Annotated in this window: 15 protein-coding genes; 4 read left to right on the top strand and 11 right to left on the bottom strand. The window is 35.8% G+C overall.

What is annotated here, in order from left to right; translation table 11 throughout:
• Positions 1–22: 22 nt before the first annotated feature.
• The gene (locus ABR854_RS09540; protein WP_350265176.1) at positions 23–937 is read right to left on the bottom strand and encodes an ABC transporter ATP-binding protein; all 915 of its coding nucleotides are present in this window, start codon (positions 935–937) and stop codon (positions 23–25) included.
• Between the two features lie 318 nt (positions 938–1,255).
• On the opposite strand from ABR854_RS09540, the gene ABR854_RS09535 reads away from it, so the two are divergent.
• The 3 genes from ABR854_RS09535 (at position 1,256) to katG (ending at position 7,023) form a co-directional block, all read left to right on the top strand.
• Positions 1,256–3,835 (top strand): transglycosylase domain-containing protein, encoded by a 2,580-nt coding sequence (locus tag ABR854_RS09535; protein WP_350265175.1) that lies wholly within the window; start codon positions 1,256–1,258, stop codon positions 3,833–3,835.
• Positions 3,836–4,034: 199 nt separating this feature from the next.
• Positions 4,035–4,385, top strand: a complete 351-nt coding sequence (locus tag ABR854_RS09530; protein WP_350265174.1) for a LytR/AlgR family response regulator transcription factor — start codon at positions 4,035–4,037, stop codon at positions 4,383–4,385.
• A gap of 412 nt (positions 4,386–4,797) precedes the next feature.
• Positions 4,798–7,023, top strand: coding sequence for a catalase/peroxidase HPI (gene katG, locus ABR854_RS09525; RefSeq protein WP_350265173.1), 2,226 nt, complete (start codon positions 4,798–4,800; stop codon positions 7,021–7,023).
• A 147-nt stretch (positions 7,024–7,170) separates the two neighbouring features.
• Here katG and ABR854_RS09520 read toward each other — a convergent pair whose 3' ends face one another.
• The 8 genes from ABR854_RS09520 to ABR854_RS09485 all read right to left on the bottom strand — a co-directional run bounded on the left by ABR854_RS09520 (position 7,171) and on the right by ABR854_RS09485 (position 12,388).
• Positions 7,171–8,007, bottom strand: coding sequence for a DUF2306 domain-containing protein (locus tag ABR854_RS09520; protein ID WP_350265172.1), 837 nt, complete (start codon positions 8,005–8,007; stop codon positions 7,171–7,173).
• Positions 8,008–8,111: 104 nt separating this feature from the next.
• Positions 8,112–8,753: a hypothetical protein gene (locus ABR854_RS09515; RefSeq protein WP_350265171.1), complete on the bottom strand. Its 642-nt coding sequence runs from the start codon at positions 8,751–8,753 to the stop codon at positions 8,112–8,114.
• A gap of 86 nt (positions 8,754–8,839) precedes the next feature.
• Positions 8,840–9,211: a VOC family protein gene (locus ABR854_RS09510; RefSeq protein WP_350265170.1), complete on the bottom strand. Its 372-nt coding sequence runs from the start codon at positions 9,209–9,211 to the stop codon at positions 8,840–8,842.
• Between the two features lie 65 nt (positions 9,212–9,276).
• Complete coding sequence (locus ABR854_RS09505) at positions 9,277–9,843, bottom strand: Crp/Fnr family transcriptional regulator (RefSeq protein ID WP_350265169.1); 567 nt, start codon at positions 9,841–9,843, stop codon at positions 9,277–9,279.
• Positions 9,844–9,947: 104 nt separating this feature from the next.
• Positions 9,948–10,601: a hypothetical protein gene (locus ABR854_RS09500; protein WP_350265168.1), complete on the bottom strand. Its 654-nt coding sequence runs from the start codon at positions 10,599–10,601 to the stop codon at positions 9,948–9,950.
• A gap of 29 nt (positions 10,602–10,630) precedes the next feature.
• On the bottom strand, positions 10,631–11,212 hold the full coding sequence (locus tag ABR854_RS09495; RefSeq protein WP_350265167.1) for a Crp/Fnr family transcriptional regulator: 582 nt from the start codon (positions 11,210–11,212) through the stop codon (positions 10,631–10,633).
• A 121-nt stretch (positions 11,213–11,333) separates the two neighbouring features.
• Entirely contained in the window at positions 11,334–11,738 is a 405-nt protein-coding gene (locus tag ABR854_RS09490; RefSeq protein ID WP_350265166.1) for a hypothetical protein, read from the bottom strand.
• Between the two features lie 215 nt (positions 11,739–11,953).
• The gene (locus ABR854_RS09485) at positions 11,954–12,388 is read right to left on the bottom strand and encodes a hypothetical protein (RefSeq protein WP_350265165.1); all 435 of its coding nucleotides are present in this window, start codon (positions 12,386–12,388) and stop codon (positions 11,954–11,956) included.
• 178 nt (positions 12,389–12,566) lie between these two features.
• Between ABR854_RS09485 and ABR854_RS09480 the strand changes: the two genes are divergently transcribed.
• On the top strand, positions 12,567–13,145 hold the full coding sequence (locus tag ABR854_RS09480; protein WP_350265164.1) for a Crp/Fnr family transcriptional regulator: 579 nt from the start codon (positions 12,567–12,569) through the stop codon (positions 13,143–13,145).
• Here ABR854_RS09480 and ABR854_RS09475 read toward each other — a convergent pair.
• Positions 13,117–13,527: a DUF6326 family protein gene (locus tag ABR854_RS09475; RefSeq protein ID WP_350265163.1), complete on the bottom strand. Its 411-nt coding sequence runs from the start codon at positions 13,525–13,527 to the stop codon at positions 13,117–13,119. The genes ABR854_RS09480 and ABR854_RS09475 overlap by 29 nt on opposite strands.
• Positions 13,528–13,739: 212 nt before the next feature.
• Positions 13,740–14,762: a hypothetical protein gene (locus ABR854_RS09470; protein WP_350265162.1), complete on the bottom strand. Its 1,023-nt coding sequence runs from the start codon at positions 14,760–14,762 to the stop codon at positions 13,740–13,742.
• Positions 14,763–14,795 lie beyond the last annotated feature (33 nt).

Here is a 14,795-nt window from a genome sequence, read left to right as displayed (position 1 = left end):
TCCGATTAAATTTGTCCTACAATTAATCAATAGTTTCATTGACAACCATTTTGAAAATATCGTTCATCGTCGGAATATTCTCTCCGAACGAACGCAACTCAACTTGGTCAATCAGTAACCTAATAAGTTGATTAACAGGTACATTTGGGTTTAACTTTATTGTCGATGTAACGTAGTTATCAGCAATGTTTTGTGTGTTTATAATCTCGAAGTTTTCGTTATCAGCCACCAAATTTCCCAAATATTTAGCTTGGTAAGTGTGTGTTTTGAAACGCTCTTTGATTTCGTTTTTCTCGCCATCAAGTACTTTCTGAGATTTGTTAATGAGTGCAATGTGGTCGCAGAGTTCTTCAACCGATTCCATTCGGTGGGTTGAGAAAATGATTGTTGAACCTTTTTCTTTCAATTCTAAGATTTCATTTTTAATCAAATCTGCATTGATAGGGTCAAAGCCCGAAAATGGCTCATCCAGAATAATCAATTGAGGCTCGTGCAAGACCGTTGCCACAAATTGAATTTTTTGTTGCATACCTTTCGAGAGGTCTTCGACATTCTTTGTCCACCAAGTTTTAATATCAAATTTGATGAACCATTCCTTGAGTTTTTCGAGAGCCTGTTTTTCAGAAAGCCCTTTGAGTTGAGCCAAATAGAGTAATTGCTCGCCGACTTTCATTTTTTTGTAAAGTCCACGCTCTTCGGGTAGATACCCAATTTCTCTGATGTGCTGAGGGCTTAGCTTCTGACCATCAAAAAGTACATAGCCTTCGTCGGGGCCAGTAATCTGATTGATGATACGAATGAGTGATGTTTTTCCTGCACCATTTGGGCCGAGAAGGCCAAAAATTACTCCTTTCGGAATATTGATGCTTACGTCGTTGAGGGCAGTGTGTTGCGAATAGCGTTTCACAACATTGTGAACTTCTAAGATATTATTCACGGTTGGTTTATGTTTGGTTTAGTGACTCAAATATAGGTAGCTCGTCAGATATTAAAAAAAAATATATACAAGTGGATTTTTTCTCAAATAAAAGGTATAAAACGCAAATTTAGGTCATAAAGAAATCAGAAGTTTAGAAATTTATAATGCTTTGAAGTATTATCGTTAAATTTTGATAATTTCCAGCAGAATCATTTACTTGTAAAAGCATTTTTCAAAACTTTCGTGTTTCTTTGTATTTAGTTAAAAAATTAACGTCGGTTTGGTAGGTAAGCCCACAATACCCTACTTTTGTAAAAAATATTACATACTCACCCTATGATAGAAAATTTAAAAAATATTTTGGCGGCTATTCAGCGAATTTGGTCAAACATCGTTTCTAAAGTTAGTGCGGGAAGATGGTGGATTCTTGACAAAATTTATCGTCTTTTATGTGTAATCTTTGGCGAAGAAAAGGTAGAAAGAGTGTTTACGAAGTATTATCGTAAGCTGGATGATGCCAGAAGTTATTTTACATCAAGATTTGATACCGATGGCGGATATTACCCTGTAATTTCAAAAGTTTACAAATACACTTTACGAGCTATCGTAGCGGGTTTAATTTACGTATTTTGTATTGAAACCAATTTTCTATGGTTGTGCGGTCGAATGCCAAGTATTGAGCAGCTTACAAACCCTAAGATCTCACAATCCTCTACTATTTTTACTGCAGATGGCGTGGAAATCGGCAAATTCTTTACCGAAAACCGTAAAACTATTGACTCGGCTCAAATGTCTCCCTGGTTATTTAAGGCACTCATAGCTACCGAAGATAAACGTTTTTACGAACATTCAGGCATTGACTTACAGTCGATGGGTGGGGTAGCAATTGGTATTTTGACTGGTGGTGGAGAGCGTGGAGGTGGAAGTACTGTTTCGCAACAATTAGCCAAAAACTTATACAACACACGTAGAAGTGAAATGAAAGGGCTACTTTATTATGTGCCTTTAGTGAAAACCTTGGTCTATAAAACCAAAGAATGGCTTACTGCCATTCGTCTGGAAAGAAACTTTACGAAGGGTGAAATCTTGACAATGTATTTGAATACGGTAGATTATGGCAATAATGCCTACGGAATCCGTACTGCTTCAAAGACCTATTTTAATAAAGAACCTATTGCATTACAACCCGAAGAAGCAGCTATTTTAGTTGGTCTACAAAAGGGTACAACGCTATATAATCCAATTCGTAATCCAAAGAATGCTTTGAAACGTCGAAATACAGTTTTACAACTCATGGCCAATAATGGCGTTTTGAGCCGAACAGAGGCTGACAAACTATGCGAAACTGAAATAAAACTTGATATTAACTTAGAAGATTCGTATGACGGTCAGGGAAGTTATTTCAAAGTAGCATTATCTCGTTTTGTAGAAAACTGGGCAAAAAGTAATGAAATTGACATTGATTTGTATCGTGATGGGTTAAAAATTTATACAACTATTGATTCAAGAATGCAAACTCATGCCGAAACCGCAGTTTCGAGCCATATGAAGCGTTTACAAAAAGTTTTTGACCAAGAATGGAAAGGCAGAAACCCTTGGACGTACGAAAACGGACAAGAAATTCCAGGATTTTTGGATACAGTTGCCAAACGAACACCAATTTATAAACGTTTGGTGAAGAAATATAAGAATAGTCCAGATTCAGTGCGTTATTACATGTACGAAAAAAAGAAACCAATTAAGGTTTTCAGCTGGGAAGGTGAAAAAGAATTAATGTTGAGTCCAGTTGACTCAATTGATTATTATAAAAGATTTTTACAAACAGGTATGATGGCAATGGACCCATACACGGGTTTCATTAAAGCGTGGGTTGGAGGCATTAACTATGATTATTTTAAATATGATCATGTAAAGCAAGGCCGCCGCCAGCCAGGTTCGACCTTCAAGCCGATTCTTTATACAGCAGCCATTGATGGCCCGCTGAATCTTTCTCCTTGCGACCGCCGTGAAGACAAGCCTTTCAAGAAAGAATGGATTGAAAATGGTGAACCTAAAACTTGGGAGCCGAAGAATGCCGATGGGGTATTTTCATACTCAAATATGACTTTACGTAGAGCTATTGCTCGCTCGGTAAACTCCGTGGCAGCTCAATTATCTGACGAAGTTAAACCAAGTGGTATTATTGACTACGCTCGTAAACTTGGCATAACTGCTCCACTTGAGCCAGTACTTTCGCTTGGAATCGGAACCTCGGATGTTTCACTTTACGAAATGGTGGCAGCTTACGGAGTATTTCTGAACGAAGGACAATACACTGACCCTATGTTGGTATTTAAGATTGAAGATGCAAAAGGCAAAGTACTGTTTGAATTTGAAACAAAAAAACGTGATGCCATCAAACCAGAGTCGGCATATTTGATGCAATACATGCTTCGTGGCGGGGTAGAGGAGCCTGGCGGAACATCACAAGGCTTATTTGAATATTGCAGTGCATTATTTGGTAATGGCGGACAAGCGGCTGGTAAAACAGGTACGACTTCCAACTATTCTGATTCTTGGTACATAGGCTTTACGAAAGATTTGATTTGTGGAGTTTGGGTAGGTGGCGACGACCGCAGTATTCACTTCCGTACACGTATGGGTGAAGGATCGAGGTCGGCAATGCCTATTTTTGGCAAATTTATGCAAAGTGTTTATACCGATAAAAAACTTGGTTACAGTCCAGGAGCATTTCCGAAACCTGGGATGAAGATTACGAAAGATTATCAAGGTTGTGTTTCTATTGGCGGAGAAGTAGCAATATCGGATTCGACTGCCTCATCGGTAGATTCATTGGGAGCACCTGAAGAAAACCAAAGACTGCCACCAGTAGAGCTAATTAAAAGAGATACAACTGTTAATCGTGATAACCGTTAGATAAAATTAATTTTTGAGTTATATTTAGTGTTTTTATGATAAGTGTCTTATTATCAGTTATATATGTTTTGTTTTTCTTGAAAACGACATTTTACTGTCTGATAAGACACTTTATTTTTTACAAATCCCTTACAACCTTTTTTATGAAATAGGTGTCATACAAATAAATGGTATTTATTTCAAATTACACTCTTTAATCATGAAATTACAATTACCCATCCGCACCTCAACAATACGTTTGACTGGAAAGAAAAAAGTGAATCCAGCCGATGTTCTTTTCCTCAAAGCTGATGTAAATTATACAGAAGTTTTTTTACAAGGAGGAGAAACACTCATAGTATCGAAAACCTTGAAAGAACTTGAAAAACGTTTTATTCCATTCGATTTTTTTCGTACTCACAAATCATTTATGGTTAATCTAAAACACGTAGTCGGTTATCAGATTCATGAAGGGCTAATGGTGAAATTAGACGAACAGTATAATGTAAATTTATCCCGACGCCGCAAAGAAGACTTTTTGAAGTCATATCATAGTTTCCCAAAAGAATGATTTGATGTTTTTCATTTTATTTATATACTACTTTATCATTCTGTAGGTAATATTAGCAACCCCAACGATAATTATCGTTGGGGTTGTTGTTTTGATGCCTTTAGATATTAATCTTGATAATAGTCATTATTTTTAAATGCTTAAAATTAGTATATTTTAATTTCTTCAATGGCATAGTAATTCTTCAATAGAATCGTCTTCCTTCTTATCAATATCAAAACTTTTACTTTTTTTGTTTTATAGATGAAAACTATATTATTATAAAAATAATCAATTTGATTTATTACCTATTGTGTTGTAATTTTGAGTCACAAACAATAGAACTTCATACTATTAGTTTCAGAATTTGCTTTAATAGAGAGAAAAAATATATTTTATCATTCATAAATTAACTTATAAATAATCACAGACAATGGAAAATCATACATCTAATGGCGGAGAAGCAAAATGCCCATTCCATCATGGAGCAGGAGCCCCAGTCACTCAAAGTGCAGGTGGTGGAACAAGAAATCAGGATTGGTGGCCAAACCAACTAAGACTCAATATTCTTCGTCAACATTCGACATTATCAAACCCAATGGGTGAAGATTTTGACTATGCAAAAGAGTTTAACTCGCTTGATTTAGATGTGTTGAAAAAAGAAATATATGACCTGATGACTACCTCGCAAGAATGGTGGCCTGCTGATTATGGTCATTATGGGCCATTTTTTATTCGTATGGCGTGGCACAGTGCAGGTACTTACCGTATTGCTGATGGTCGTGGCGGAGCTGGGGCAGGTACTCAACGCTTTGCACCGTTAAATAGCTGGCCTGATAATGGCAATCTTGATAAAGCACGTTTATTGCTTTGGCCAATTAAACAAAAATATGGTAGAAAAATCTCTTGGGCCGACTTGATGATTTTAGCTGGAAATTGTGCTTTAGAATCAATGGGCTTTAAAACTTTCGGTTTTGGTGGCGGACGTGTAGATGTCTGGGAGCCAGAAGAAGATATTTATTGGGGATCTGAAGGGAAATGGCTGGAAGATAAGAGATATTCTGGAGATCGTGAATTAGAAAATCCTCTTGCGGCAGTTCAGATGGGACTTATTTATGTAAATCCAGAAGGCCCTAACGGAAATCCAAACCCAATTGCTGCTGCACGTGACATACGTGATACTTTTGGCCGTATGGCTATGAATGATGAAGAAACAGTGGCATTGATTGCTGGTGGACACACTTTCGGAAAAGCTCACGGTGCAGCTGACCCAAGCCAATATGTTGGACCAGAACCAGCAGCAGCTGATATTGCTGAGCAAAGCATGGGCTGGAAAAATACTTATGGTACGGGTAATGGTGAATATACAATTACCAGTGGCTTGGAAGGTGCATGGACACAAACTCCAACTCAATGGAGCAATAATTACTTCAATAACTTATTCGGTTTTGAATGGGAATTGACTAAAAGTCCAGCGGGAGCTCACCAATGGATTCCAAAAGGTGGAGCAGGTGCAGGAACAGTGCCTGATGCTCACAATCCTGCTAAAAGCTTCGCTCCAATCATGTTTACAACTGACCTTGCGTTACGAATGGACCCTGCTTATGAGAAAATATCAAGACGTTTCTTTGAAAACCCTGACCAATTTGCTGATGCTTTTGCTCGTGCTTGGTTTAAATTGACTCACCGTGATATGGGGCCAAAATCATTATATCTTGGACCAGAAGTGCCTACTGAAGAACTCATTTGGCAAGACCCTGTTCCAGCAGTAAGTTATGAACTTATCGATGAAAATGACATTGCAGCATTGAAAGCAAATATCTTAGCATCAGGTTTATCAATATCTGAGTTGGTTTCGACTGCATGGGCTTCTGCTTCAACATTCCGTGGTTCAGACAAACGTGGAGGTGCAAATGGTGGTCGTTTACGTTTATCGCCACAAAAGTATTGGGAAGTAAATAATCCAACCCAACTTTCAAAAGTACTTGATACACTTACAAGTATTCAAGAAGAATTCAATAGCATTCAATTAGGTGCTAAAAGAGTGTCTATCGCTGATTTAATTGTACTTGCTGGTTGTGCGGGTGTTGAGCAAGCTGCCAAAAATGCAGGTCATGAAATCACAGTTCCTTTTGCAGCGGGTCGTACAGATGCTTCTCAAGAGCAAACTGATGTAGAATCATTTGCTGTGCTTGAGCCAATTGCTGATGGTTTCCGTAACTATCAAAAGAAACATTATACAACTACGGCAGAAGAAATGCTGATCGATAAAGCTCAGTTGATGACGCTTACAGCTCCTGAAATGACGGTTTTAGTTGGTGGTTTACGTGTACTTAATGCCAATTATAATCATTCAGAATATGGTGTGTTTACTTCTCGTAAAGAAACACTTACGAATGATTTCTTTGTAAATTTACTTGATTTATCAACAACATGGAAAGCTACTTCGGCTCATCAAGATGTGTTTGAAGGACGCAACCGTATGACTGGTGAACTTAAATGGACAGGTACTCGTGTTGACCTAATTTTCGGTTCAAATTCAGAGCTTCGTGCGATTGCTGAAGTTTATGGATGCCAAGATTCTCAAGATAAATTTGTTAAAGATTTTGTTGCAGCTTGGACAAAAGTAATGAATCTTGACCGTTTCGATTTAGTATAATTTTCGAACAACTAAAAAGAGGGTGGCTCTTGAGTCACCCTTTTTGTGTATAATTTCATACAAAATACTACCTATAAAGTAGGATAAACGACATTTCAACAAATGTCTTTTCGTTTAAATATCTTGATGTTTCAATAAAAACATATTTTAAATTCTGGGCAACCACATTCCCATTGTGGCTCCGAAAATGCCGATTGTCATAATGATTGTAAACAAGAAAATAACTATCGAAGTAAGAGTCGAAAATCGTTGGTTTTGTGTTTTTTGAGCATAAAAGTACATTTCCAGCAAAATCAAAGAGATAGGAACTGCATAAGCAAAGGTCGATAATACCCACAAAAAAGGCCCTGTAAATGTATCAGGATTGAAACCCACTGGAGCTTGATTAATGACCAACCACGACATTAATCCAACTCTAAAAAACCAAACGCCATTGGCCACCATAAAAAGCCGAAGTGTATAGTTTCGGTGTTTCGCAAATTGTTTTTCTCGGGCAAATTTTACTGCTAAAACTGCAAAAATAATGATGTAAAAGGTTTGCATACTGTTGGCTACGTGCATAAATGTGTCACCAACCGTGCCACGAGTCCAGACCATTATGAAGCCCACTGAACTCACAATAATTGCTGTGTAAACATAAATTATCCCTAACCATCGGTGGAAAGTTCGGAATCGCTCTCGAATCTGAGGAATAAACTGTAATGGCCCACCAATAACCATAATTGCAGCTAAAAGTACATGGATTCCTACCATCAGATTGCCTTTCCAGTCGCCAGCTACGTAGCCTTTGGGAAGTACGGTATTCCATTTTTCAAAGTCACCTTTGAAAGTAGAAACATGATACACTGAAACTACATAATATCCAAAAATCCATTGTCCAATAGTAGCGATTATGAACCAAAACTTTGTAGAAAAATCTAATAATTTGGGGTTGTAATTAGTTTTTCTGGGTGGTTTTTCAATAGAAAGTACATTGTTTTTCATAAAGAATAGCTTTTTGTTTTTTCAAAATTAGTGAGCTATTCTTTATATTTATTAGACAAATGTCCTATTTGGATGAGTGGTTTTTTTTTAGTTTAAAGGCTATTCTAAGTTGTTTTAGATAGTTTTACCATGAAGAATCCTGCGAAGACTATCCAGCTTACGATTCCGAAAATGTAAATGCTAAATCCCCAAACACTGATGAAATTAAAGTCTAATAAAAAACCAATAATAACAAAAGTGAAAAGAATAAAACCATAAAAACCCAGCCAACGAGGAAGTTTTGATGTCTGAATAATGACAACCGACCAAACAAGCATAGCAATCGAAAAACCGTTGATAAATACGAAATCCATTGCTTTATTAAACTTCGAACCATAGCCAATTACCAGTTTCACAATTTCGAGATTTTGCCCCATTTCATTGTGAAATTTAGAAGCATACATTGGTAAGATTAAACCATTGATAGAGCCAGCCAGCATAACTGCAACTAAGCTAAAGCCAACGAACGTAAAACCTAAATAAGAGCTTTTGGAACTTGTTTGTAAAGTTTCGGACAATCCGTAAAAACCAAAAGCAATGATAGGAATGCTAAAAATGGCAATTGAATGACTAATAATTAGCACTTTGGCGATTTTAGTAATGTATTCCAGACTTCCACCACTTGGGTGCAAAAGCATTGTAAGAACCATCAATATTGAGCCTATAACTAAGCAATAACCTGCGAGTTTTTGGAAGCTTATTTTCATTGAATATCTATTTTTTGTGATGTCACAAAAGTAGATACCCATCTGGTGCTGTACACTTGATTGTAATCAAGAAAGGAGAACTTGACTCAATCGTTATGGGAAAATTCGCCAAAATGCCATAAAATTCCCGATGGGTCATGCAGAAAACATTCTTTTCCCCACGATAATTCTTTGACTGGTATTAGCCTGACACCTTCATATTTTTTTTGTAAATCAAGAGCCAAAATTTCATTATAGTAACGGTTTGTATCATCCACCTCCACAAATACCATTGAATTATCAATCCAATCTTTCACATAAGCATCTTGTAGATAAAAGCCTATTTTATCGGTATGAAAATACGAAAAATTAGTGCCTAAAACCACCTCCTGAAATCCTAAATCCTGATAGAAATTTCGAGAAATCTGAAAGTTTTTTGCTCCAATAAATGGTCTGATTGAAATAGCTTTGTGTTGCATTGCTCTGTTTTTAGAATTTATTCTTAAAAATAGAAAAACAGTTTCAAAGTATAACTTGATTACAATCAAGAATGTCCTTTGGCAAGTTTTTCTCGTACTCTGCTTAGGGTTTCGGGCGTTATTTTTAGGTACGAAGCAATGATTTTTAGCGGAAAAGTCTGTATGATTTCCCTCCGATTATCAAGTAGAAACTGATACTTTTGTAAAGGCGTGAACGAATTATCGAAAAACTGAATACGAGAATGTACAGGTTCTAAGACTTTACTTAATTGAAAAAATGCAGGCGATTGTCCAATTAACTGATGAAGCGTATTGATATTTATTTCAAAGACGATGCTGTCGGTATATGCTTCGATGATGGTTTCGGAAGATTTCTGCTTTACAAAACTTTGCTGATTCAAAACCCATTCGTTTTCAAGATGAAGGTCAATAATATTTTGCTCAATTTCGTCTCTAAAATTATACTGTAAAAACGCTCCTTTCACAATAAAATGAACCGATTTACAAACTTCTGTTTGATTCAATAAAATATCACCCTTTTTTACCTCTTTTTGGATAATTCTATTTTTAAGAAGTTGAATATCATCTTCCGAAAAATAGCCAATTTTATCTAAAATTTCAGTAATTATCATATAAATATTAAGTTTTTATCTCTATTTGAATGCAATTTTATTGTTAGAAGGCAAAGTTTCAAGCCGATACAATTCAGTATAGACCAGTTGAGTCCCTACCTCTCTTATTTTCTTCGGATTTGTACAATTAACGTTGAAATGCCTACCACTAAAAACATAATCAGACAGCCAAGCATAAAAAAGAAGGGATTAATGCCCAAATCGGCATGAGTGGCTAAGAATTGTCCACTTTTTTGCATCAGAATTGTCATAGAAAAATACAAGAAACCGAGATACATCCACGCTCTTCTTTGCATAAAAGGAATGGGCTTATGTTGATAGTTGACCAATGGATACACAAGTACTTTGAGTTTATCCCAATCCCATAATAATAGATAAATATTGCCCAAAAGCATCAGAAAAGTAATAAATGGCGTACCCCCAAAAGAATAGGAAATTGTAATGAAAAAAACATTGGTTATTATCGGAAAGAACGCAATGGCCCCAAGTGTACTGAAAATCTGTGACATCAACAGAAAACCCGCAAAGAGTTGTCCCCAGCCAATAAAATTCCAATAGATACCAGAGCGGTACATGGTCTCAAAAAAGTGCCACGCACTATTGATAGGAGCGTTTTCGCCCGATTCTGATGTAAAACGTTGCCCTTCAATTTTTACGATACTTGCAAATACAAATGCCGAACCGATAAGATAACGAAGACCGATGGTGAAGATTTGGAATAGTCGTTTTTGTTTGAAGTTCTCTAAAAGTTTTTCCATAATATACTGTGTTGATTTGTCAAATGGTTTCATCTGATTTCTTTACGCAATCTACTCAAATGTCTTTGCGTAATGCCCAAAAAAGAGGCAATGTAGCCCAATGGTACATTACGAATGATGTTTGGGTTTTCTTTTACAAATTTATTATAACGTTCTTCGGCTGATAGGTTGGCCATATCGAAAGCCCGTTGTTTGTTGATTTCTAAGCGTTTATTCAAAAGTTTAACAGTATAATCCTTTTGCGTAATACCTTGACTGGCTGCAATATCGACATCATCTCGACTGATTTGTAGTAATTCGCAGTCGGTAATAGTATGTACGGTTTCGTTTGAAACCGTACGATTCATAAAATGAAAATAAGAAGTGAAAAACCTTGACCCTTCGTTCAAATCATTAGTAATTTCATTGCCATTGCTATCAATATGAAAGTTTCGCATGAAACCAGAAACAATGAAAGTATGGTTTTGATGTACACTTTCAGCTTTCTCGATAATGGTATCTTTCGGAACAAAAACAGGCTTAAATAATTGTCGGCAAAGCTCTTTATCAGCTTCGGGCATAACCAATATTTCGGCTACATAATCGAAGAATTTTTCGTAATAATGATTCATTTTTTGCTTATTTCTTGAAAAACGAATCACAAATGAGCAGAATATTTACCTTTTTTACAAAGAATTTATATGAGTGGCAAATTTCCTAAAAGAAACAAAACATCAGCAATGTTAGATACGATTACTTTAGAATATATACCTTATTGGTTAATGAAATAAATCCTGTACTTAGAGCCGTTCCAGTACCCGAACTTACTTCCGTACCACCCACATACGTTTTCAAAGTTGCGGTTTGTCCTGCTACACCAGGAGTTGAACCCTGTGCAGTTGCAACGATTGTTTTGATAGATTCTTTAGCCGTAAATTCAAGTTTCCAAGGGAGTTTTTTTACCTCAATTACTTCAAAATCATCGTTGTTAGTGGCAGCAACCACAATCATCTCGCCGGAATAATTACCAGTAATTTCATACTTTATGGCTCGGCTACCACTATTATTTGGTGAAGAGTCAACGTCATCTTTTGTACAAGATTGAAGAACAAATACCAGTGCGATTGACGCAAAAATAAAATTTAATTGCTTTTTCATGGTTTTTATTTAATGTAGATTTTATGTAAAAAAATTAATTAACAAAATAAATACTTTAGTGTATCTCTGTCGATTTTGATGACAATTCGATTGTAATGGACAAAATTAAGGCTTGAAAAATCAAAAAAACTTAACTTTAGTTAATTAATGAACTGGTAAGAAAAAAAGCCCTAAACCTTGATATTTAGGGCTTTGGAAATAAATTTAATCTTTGCTTAATAGACTAAAATTGGTTTGCCATTTTCGCAAGAAACACTTTTGGGCGAAGGGGTTATTGAGCAGTCTGACATAATGCCATGTTTTGTGTTATATTTCTTGGTTTGTGCTGTATAATGCTCAACTTTTTTCAAGAAACACGCAACATCAATCTGTGAACTATAGGCAATATAACCACTTGGCCCTCCGCAGGCTTTTTCTCCAATCGGAGCGAAAAGCCACTGACCAGCGTTTTCACAAGTTTTAGAGTTGCTCAAACTCTCAATTTCCTTGAATAATTGTGCTAATACCACATTATCTTCATCCTTCGAGGCTTTATCGCTTATTACGCTCGTGGGTGTACAGTCAGTGCTGATACTTTCGGAAGTACAACTCATCACCGAACCCAATAGAAAAGTGACTAACAATAGAACTTTAAGGCTTTGCTTTTTCATGTTTATTAAAATTAAATGTTTCTGATAAGATACTATTTTAAAATAAAAGGTTGGAAGATAGTTAAATCATAAGAATCATTAAGTAACCTAAATATAACCAAATTTCAAATAGTAATTTTTGGTTTAAAGTATGTAAATTTGAGGAGGATTCATTTCTTGAATAATGCATTGATAGGCTATGAAACAAAAACTAATCAATTATTTCTCCAACATTTCACCACTTTCGGAAGCCGAAGCAAAAGTTATTTATGATAGTTCGGTGGTGAAAGAATATGAAAAAAACACAGTACTCTTGAAAGAAGGACAATTGATCAAAAATACTTATTTTGTATTTAAAGGCTTGATAAGACAATATTGTTTGATTGATGGTGAAGAGAAAACGACAGCATTTTTTACTGAAGACCAATGGATAATTGCGTTGAGTAGTTTTGATGAAGAAAAACCTTCGGCATTTTATTGGGTTTGTGAAGAAGACTGTATCTTATTGATTGGTAATGATAATTCAGCACAAGATTTATTTAAAAAACACCCAAGATTGGAGTCTATTGCTCGAAAAATAGTAGAAAATTCCTTTGCCGAATATCAGCAAGTGATGATGGCTTATCTGACTGATACACCCGAACAAAGGTATTTACGCTTATTAGCATCTCGTCCTGACCTTATCCAACGTATTCCACAATACCAATTGGCGAGCTACATTGGAGTAAAACCTGAATCTTTGAGTAGGATTAAGAAACGCTTGGCTTCAAAGCGTTAATTTCTTTGAGCCAACCGATTGCATAGATAAATATGAAAATAGTTGTAGATATCTCAATTGTAGCAAAGAATAGGTAATAAATAGTAGGTTTTCCGAGGAAAAGCGTCAAAATCATTACCGAGGTTTTGATAGATGCGGCCACTACATTTACGATTGCATTGGGTTTATCTTTTAAGATTTTTGCAAAAAGAATCATCGAAATAGGAATCTCCATCAAAACTCCCGCAGCCAATAAGAAATTCTCGTTGATTTTCATTCCCTCCACATTTCCCGTAAGGTATTGTTTTAAAAGCGATGCATCCATAAGCCCGATGAGGTCGCAATAGAGATAATTAATCGTTACAAATATCCAAAGTGTTGATAATAAGGTTTTTCTGTTCATTTTAATTGATAAGTTTAATGATACAAAACTCTGAAAACTTATCATTTAAAAAATTGATTTGGGTTAAGAAAGATATAGACTACTTAAAAAACTGAAATTGCCCATTAGAGAAATAATTTCTTTAGTTAATTATCAGTCAGAATATGCCGACAAGATTAGTTTTTAAAATAGTTTGTACAGAAATCGTTTAAGTATCATTTCTGTGAACACCTTTAAAAGTCTCGCTTCCAAATATAACCATCGAGAATATAGTGTGTAATCTGAGGCATTGATAGTAAGGCGATTGTGATAGAAAACCAAAGATTGTCGGTAAGACTAATGTTTGGAAAAAATACAAAAAACTCATCATATTCGTGCCAAACCAGACCATTCCAAAAACCTTCTTCGATGTAGGCCAAAACAAACAAAATTCCGATAAAAATGAAAACTCCAAAATTGGAGAAAAGCAACTTCCAAAAGCCAGTTTTTTTATAGGCTTTCTTTTGTTCAGTAGCATAAACCAAAGCCATATACGGCACGCCATGAGCCACGACATTGAGCATTGTAAATGCCATATCGCCATTGAAATAGACAATTCCGAGATACCAAGTAAGCATTGTAGATATAATCAGTAAAGTCTTAGGCAAATTGATTTGTCGAGTTTGGAGGTATTCTTTAACGGCCAAGAGGTAGTAGATTATCACCCAAATCCAGAAAATATATTTCAGTAAATCTGCCAAATTTTGATTGGTGTAAAACAGAAAATCTGCAGCCGTAAACCACATAAAATTGCGTGGCTCTGACAAATGCCAGTAAAGCATCGGGAAAACCGTTACTATATAAATCATCCAAACATCAATTTGCTTTATGCCTTCGGTGCGGGTGTAAAGTTTCAGAAAACCATATTGCTGACGAATAAAATGATAAACTGCCAAATAGGCAGCCAATCGCCAAAAAACTGCTTCGGAAAAATAATGAATACTCCCAGCTACTAAAACTACCCAAATTGGTGTAAAAAGCAATAGTTTTGTATGTTTTTGTAGCGAAACTTTATCAAAATAAGTGCGATACAAACTACTATAAACATGCGAAACATCAATCAAAAGTACCATTCCAAACCACGCCCAATTGGGCATTTCGTTCGACCAAAGCCAACTTTCGGGAAAGAAAAACAGTAATATAACAGCCAAAAATGATGGAGCAATAATAAAACTCAAATCGTATTTAGCTGAGTGTATCCAAGTTTGAGTTTCCATGAAATTTTCAAAGTTTTGACAATTATTTAAAGA

This window comes from Emticicia sp. W12TSBA100-4, from assembly GCF_040253585.1.
GTDB lineage: Bacteria > Bacteroidota > Bacteroidia > Cytophagales > Spirosomataceae > Emticicia.
Note: the sequence above shows the minus strand (reverse complement) of the source record. Positions and strands in the feature narration are given on the sequence as shown.

What these genes read in the sequence shown, in the direction of transcription:
- ABR854_RS09535 (WP_350265175.1), top strand. Translation starts at nt 1,256, where the DNA reads ATGATAGAAAATTTAAAAAATATTTTGGCGGCTATTCAGCGAATTTGG.
- ABR854_RS09480 (WP_350265164.1), top strand. Translation starts at nt 12,567, where the DNA reads ATGAAACAAAAACTAATCAATTATTTCTCCAACATTTCACCACTTTCG.
- ABR854_RS09515 (WP_350265171.1), bottom strand. Translation starts at nt 8,753, where the DNA reads ATGAAAATAAGCTTCCAAAAACTCGCAGGTTATTGCTTAGTTATAGGC.
- katG (WP_350265173.1), top strand. Translation starts at nt 4,798, where the DNA reads ATGGAAAATCATACATCTAATGGCGGAGAAGCAAAATGCCCATTCCAT.
- ABR854_RS09505 (WP_350265169.1), bottom strand. Translation starts at nt 9,843, where the DNA reads ATGATAATTACTGAAATTTTAGATAAAATTGGCTATTTTTCGGAAGAT.
- ABR854_RS09490 (WP_350265166.1), bottom strand. Translation starts at nt 11,738, where the DNA reads ATGAAAAAGCAATTAAATTTTATTTTTGCGTCAATCGCACTGGTATTT.
- ABR854_RS09510 (WP_350265170.1), bottom strand. Translation starts at nt 9,211, where the DNA reads ATGCAACACAAAGCTATTTCAATCAGACCATTTATTGGAGCAAAAAAC.
- ABR854_RS09500 (WP_350265168.1), bottom strand. Translation starts at nt 10,601, where the DNA reads ATGGAAAAACTTTTAGAGAACTTCAAACAAAAACGACTATTCCAAATC.
- ABR854_RS09485 (WP_350265165.1), bottom strand. Translation starts at nt 12,388, where the DNA reads ATGAAAAAGCAAAGCCTTAAAGTTCTATTGTTAGTCACTTTTCTATTG.
- ABR854_RS09470 (WP_350265162.1), bottom strand. Translation starts at nt 14,762, where the DNA reads ATGGAAACTCAAACTTGGATACACTCAGCTAAATACGATTTGAGTTTT.
- ABR854_RS09475 (WP_350265163.1), bottom strand. Translation starts at nt 13,527, where the DNA reads ATGAACAGAAAAACCTTATTATCAACACTTTGGATATTTGTAACGATT.
- ABR854_RS09495 (WP_350265167.1), bottom strand. Translation starts at nt 11,212, where the DNA reads ATGAATCATTATTACGAAAAATTCTTCGATTATGTAGCCGAAATATTG.
- ABR854_RS09520 (WP_350265172.1), bottom strand. Translation starts at nt 8,007, where the DNA reads ATGAAAAACAATGTACTTTCTATTGAAAAACCACCCAGAAAAACTAAT.
- ABR854_RS09530 (WP_350265174.1), top strand. Translation starts at nt 4,035, where the DNA reads ATGAAATTACAATTACCCATCCGCACCTCAACAATACGTTTGACTGGA.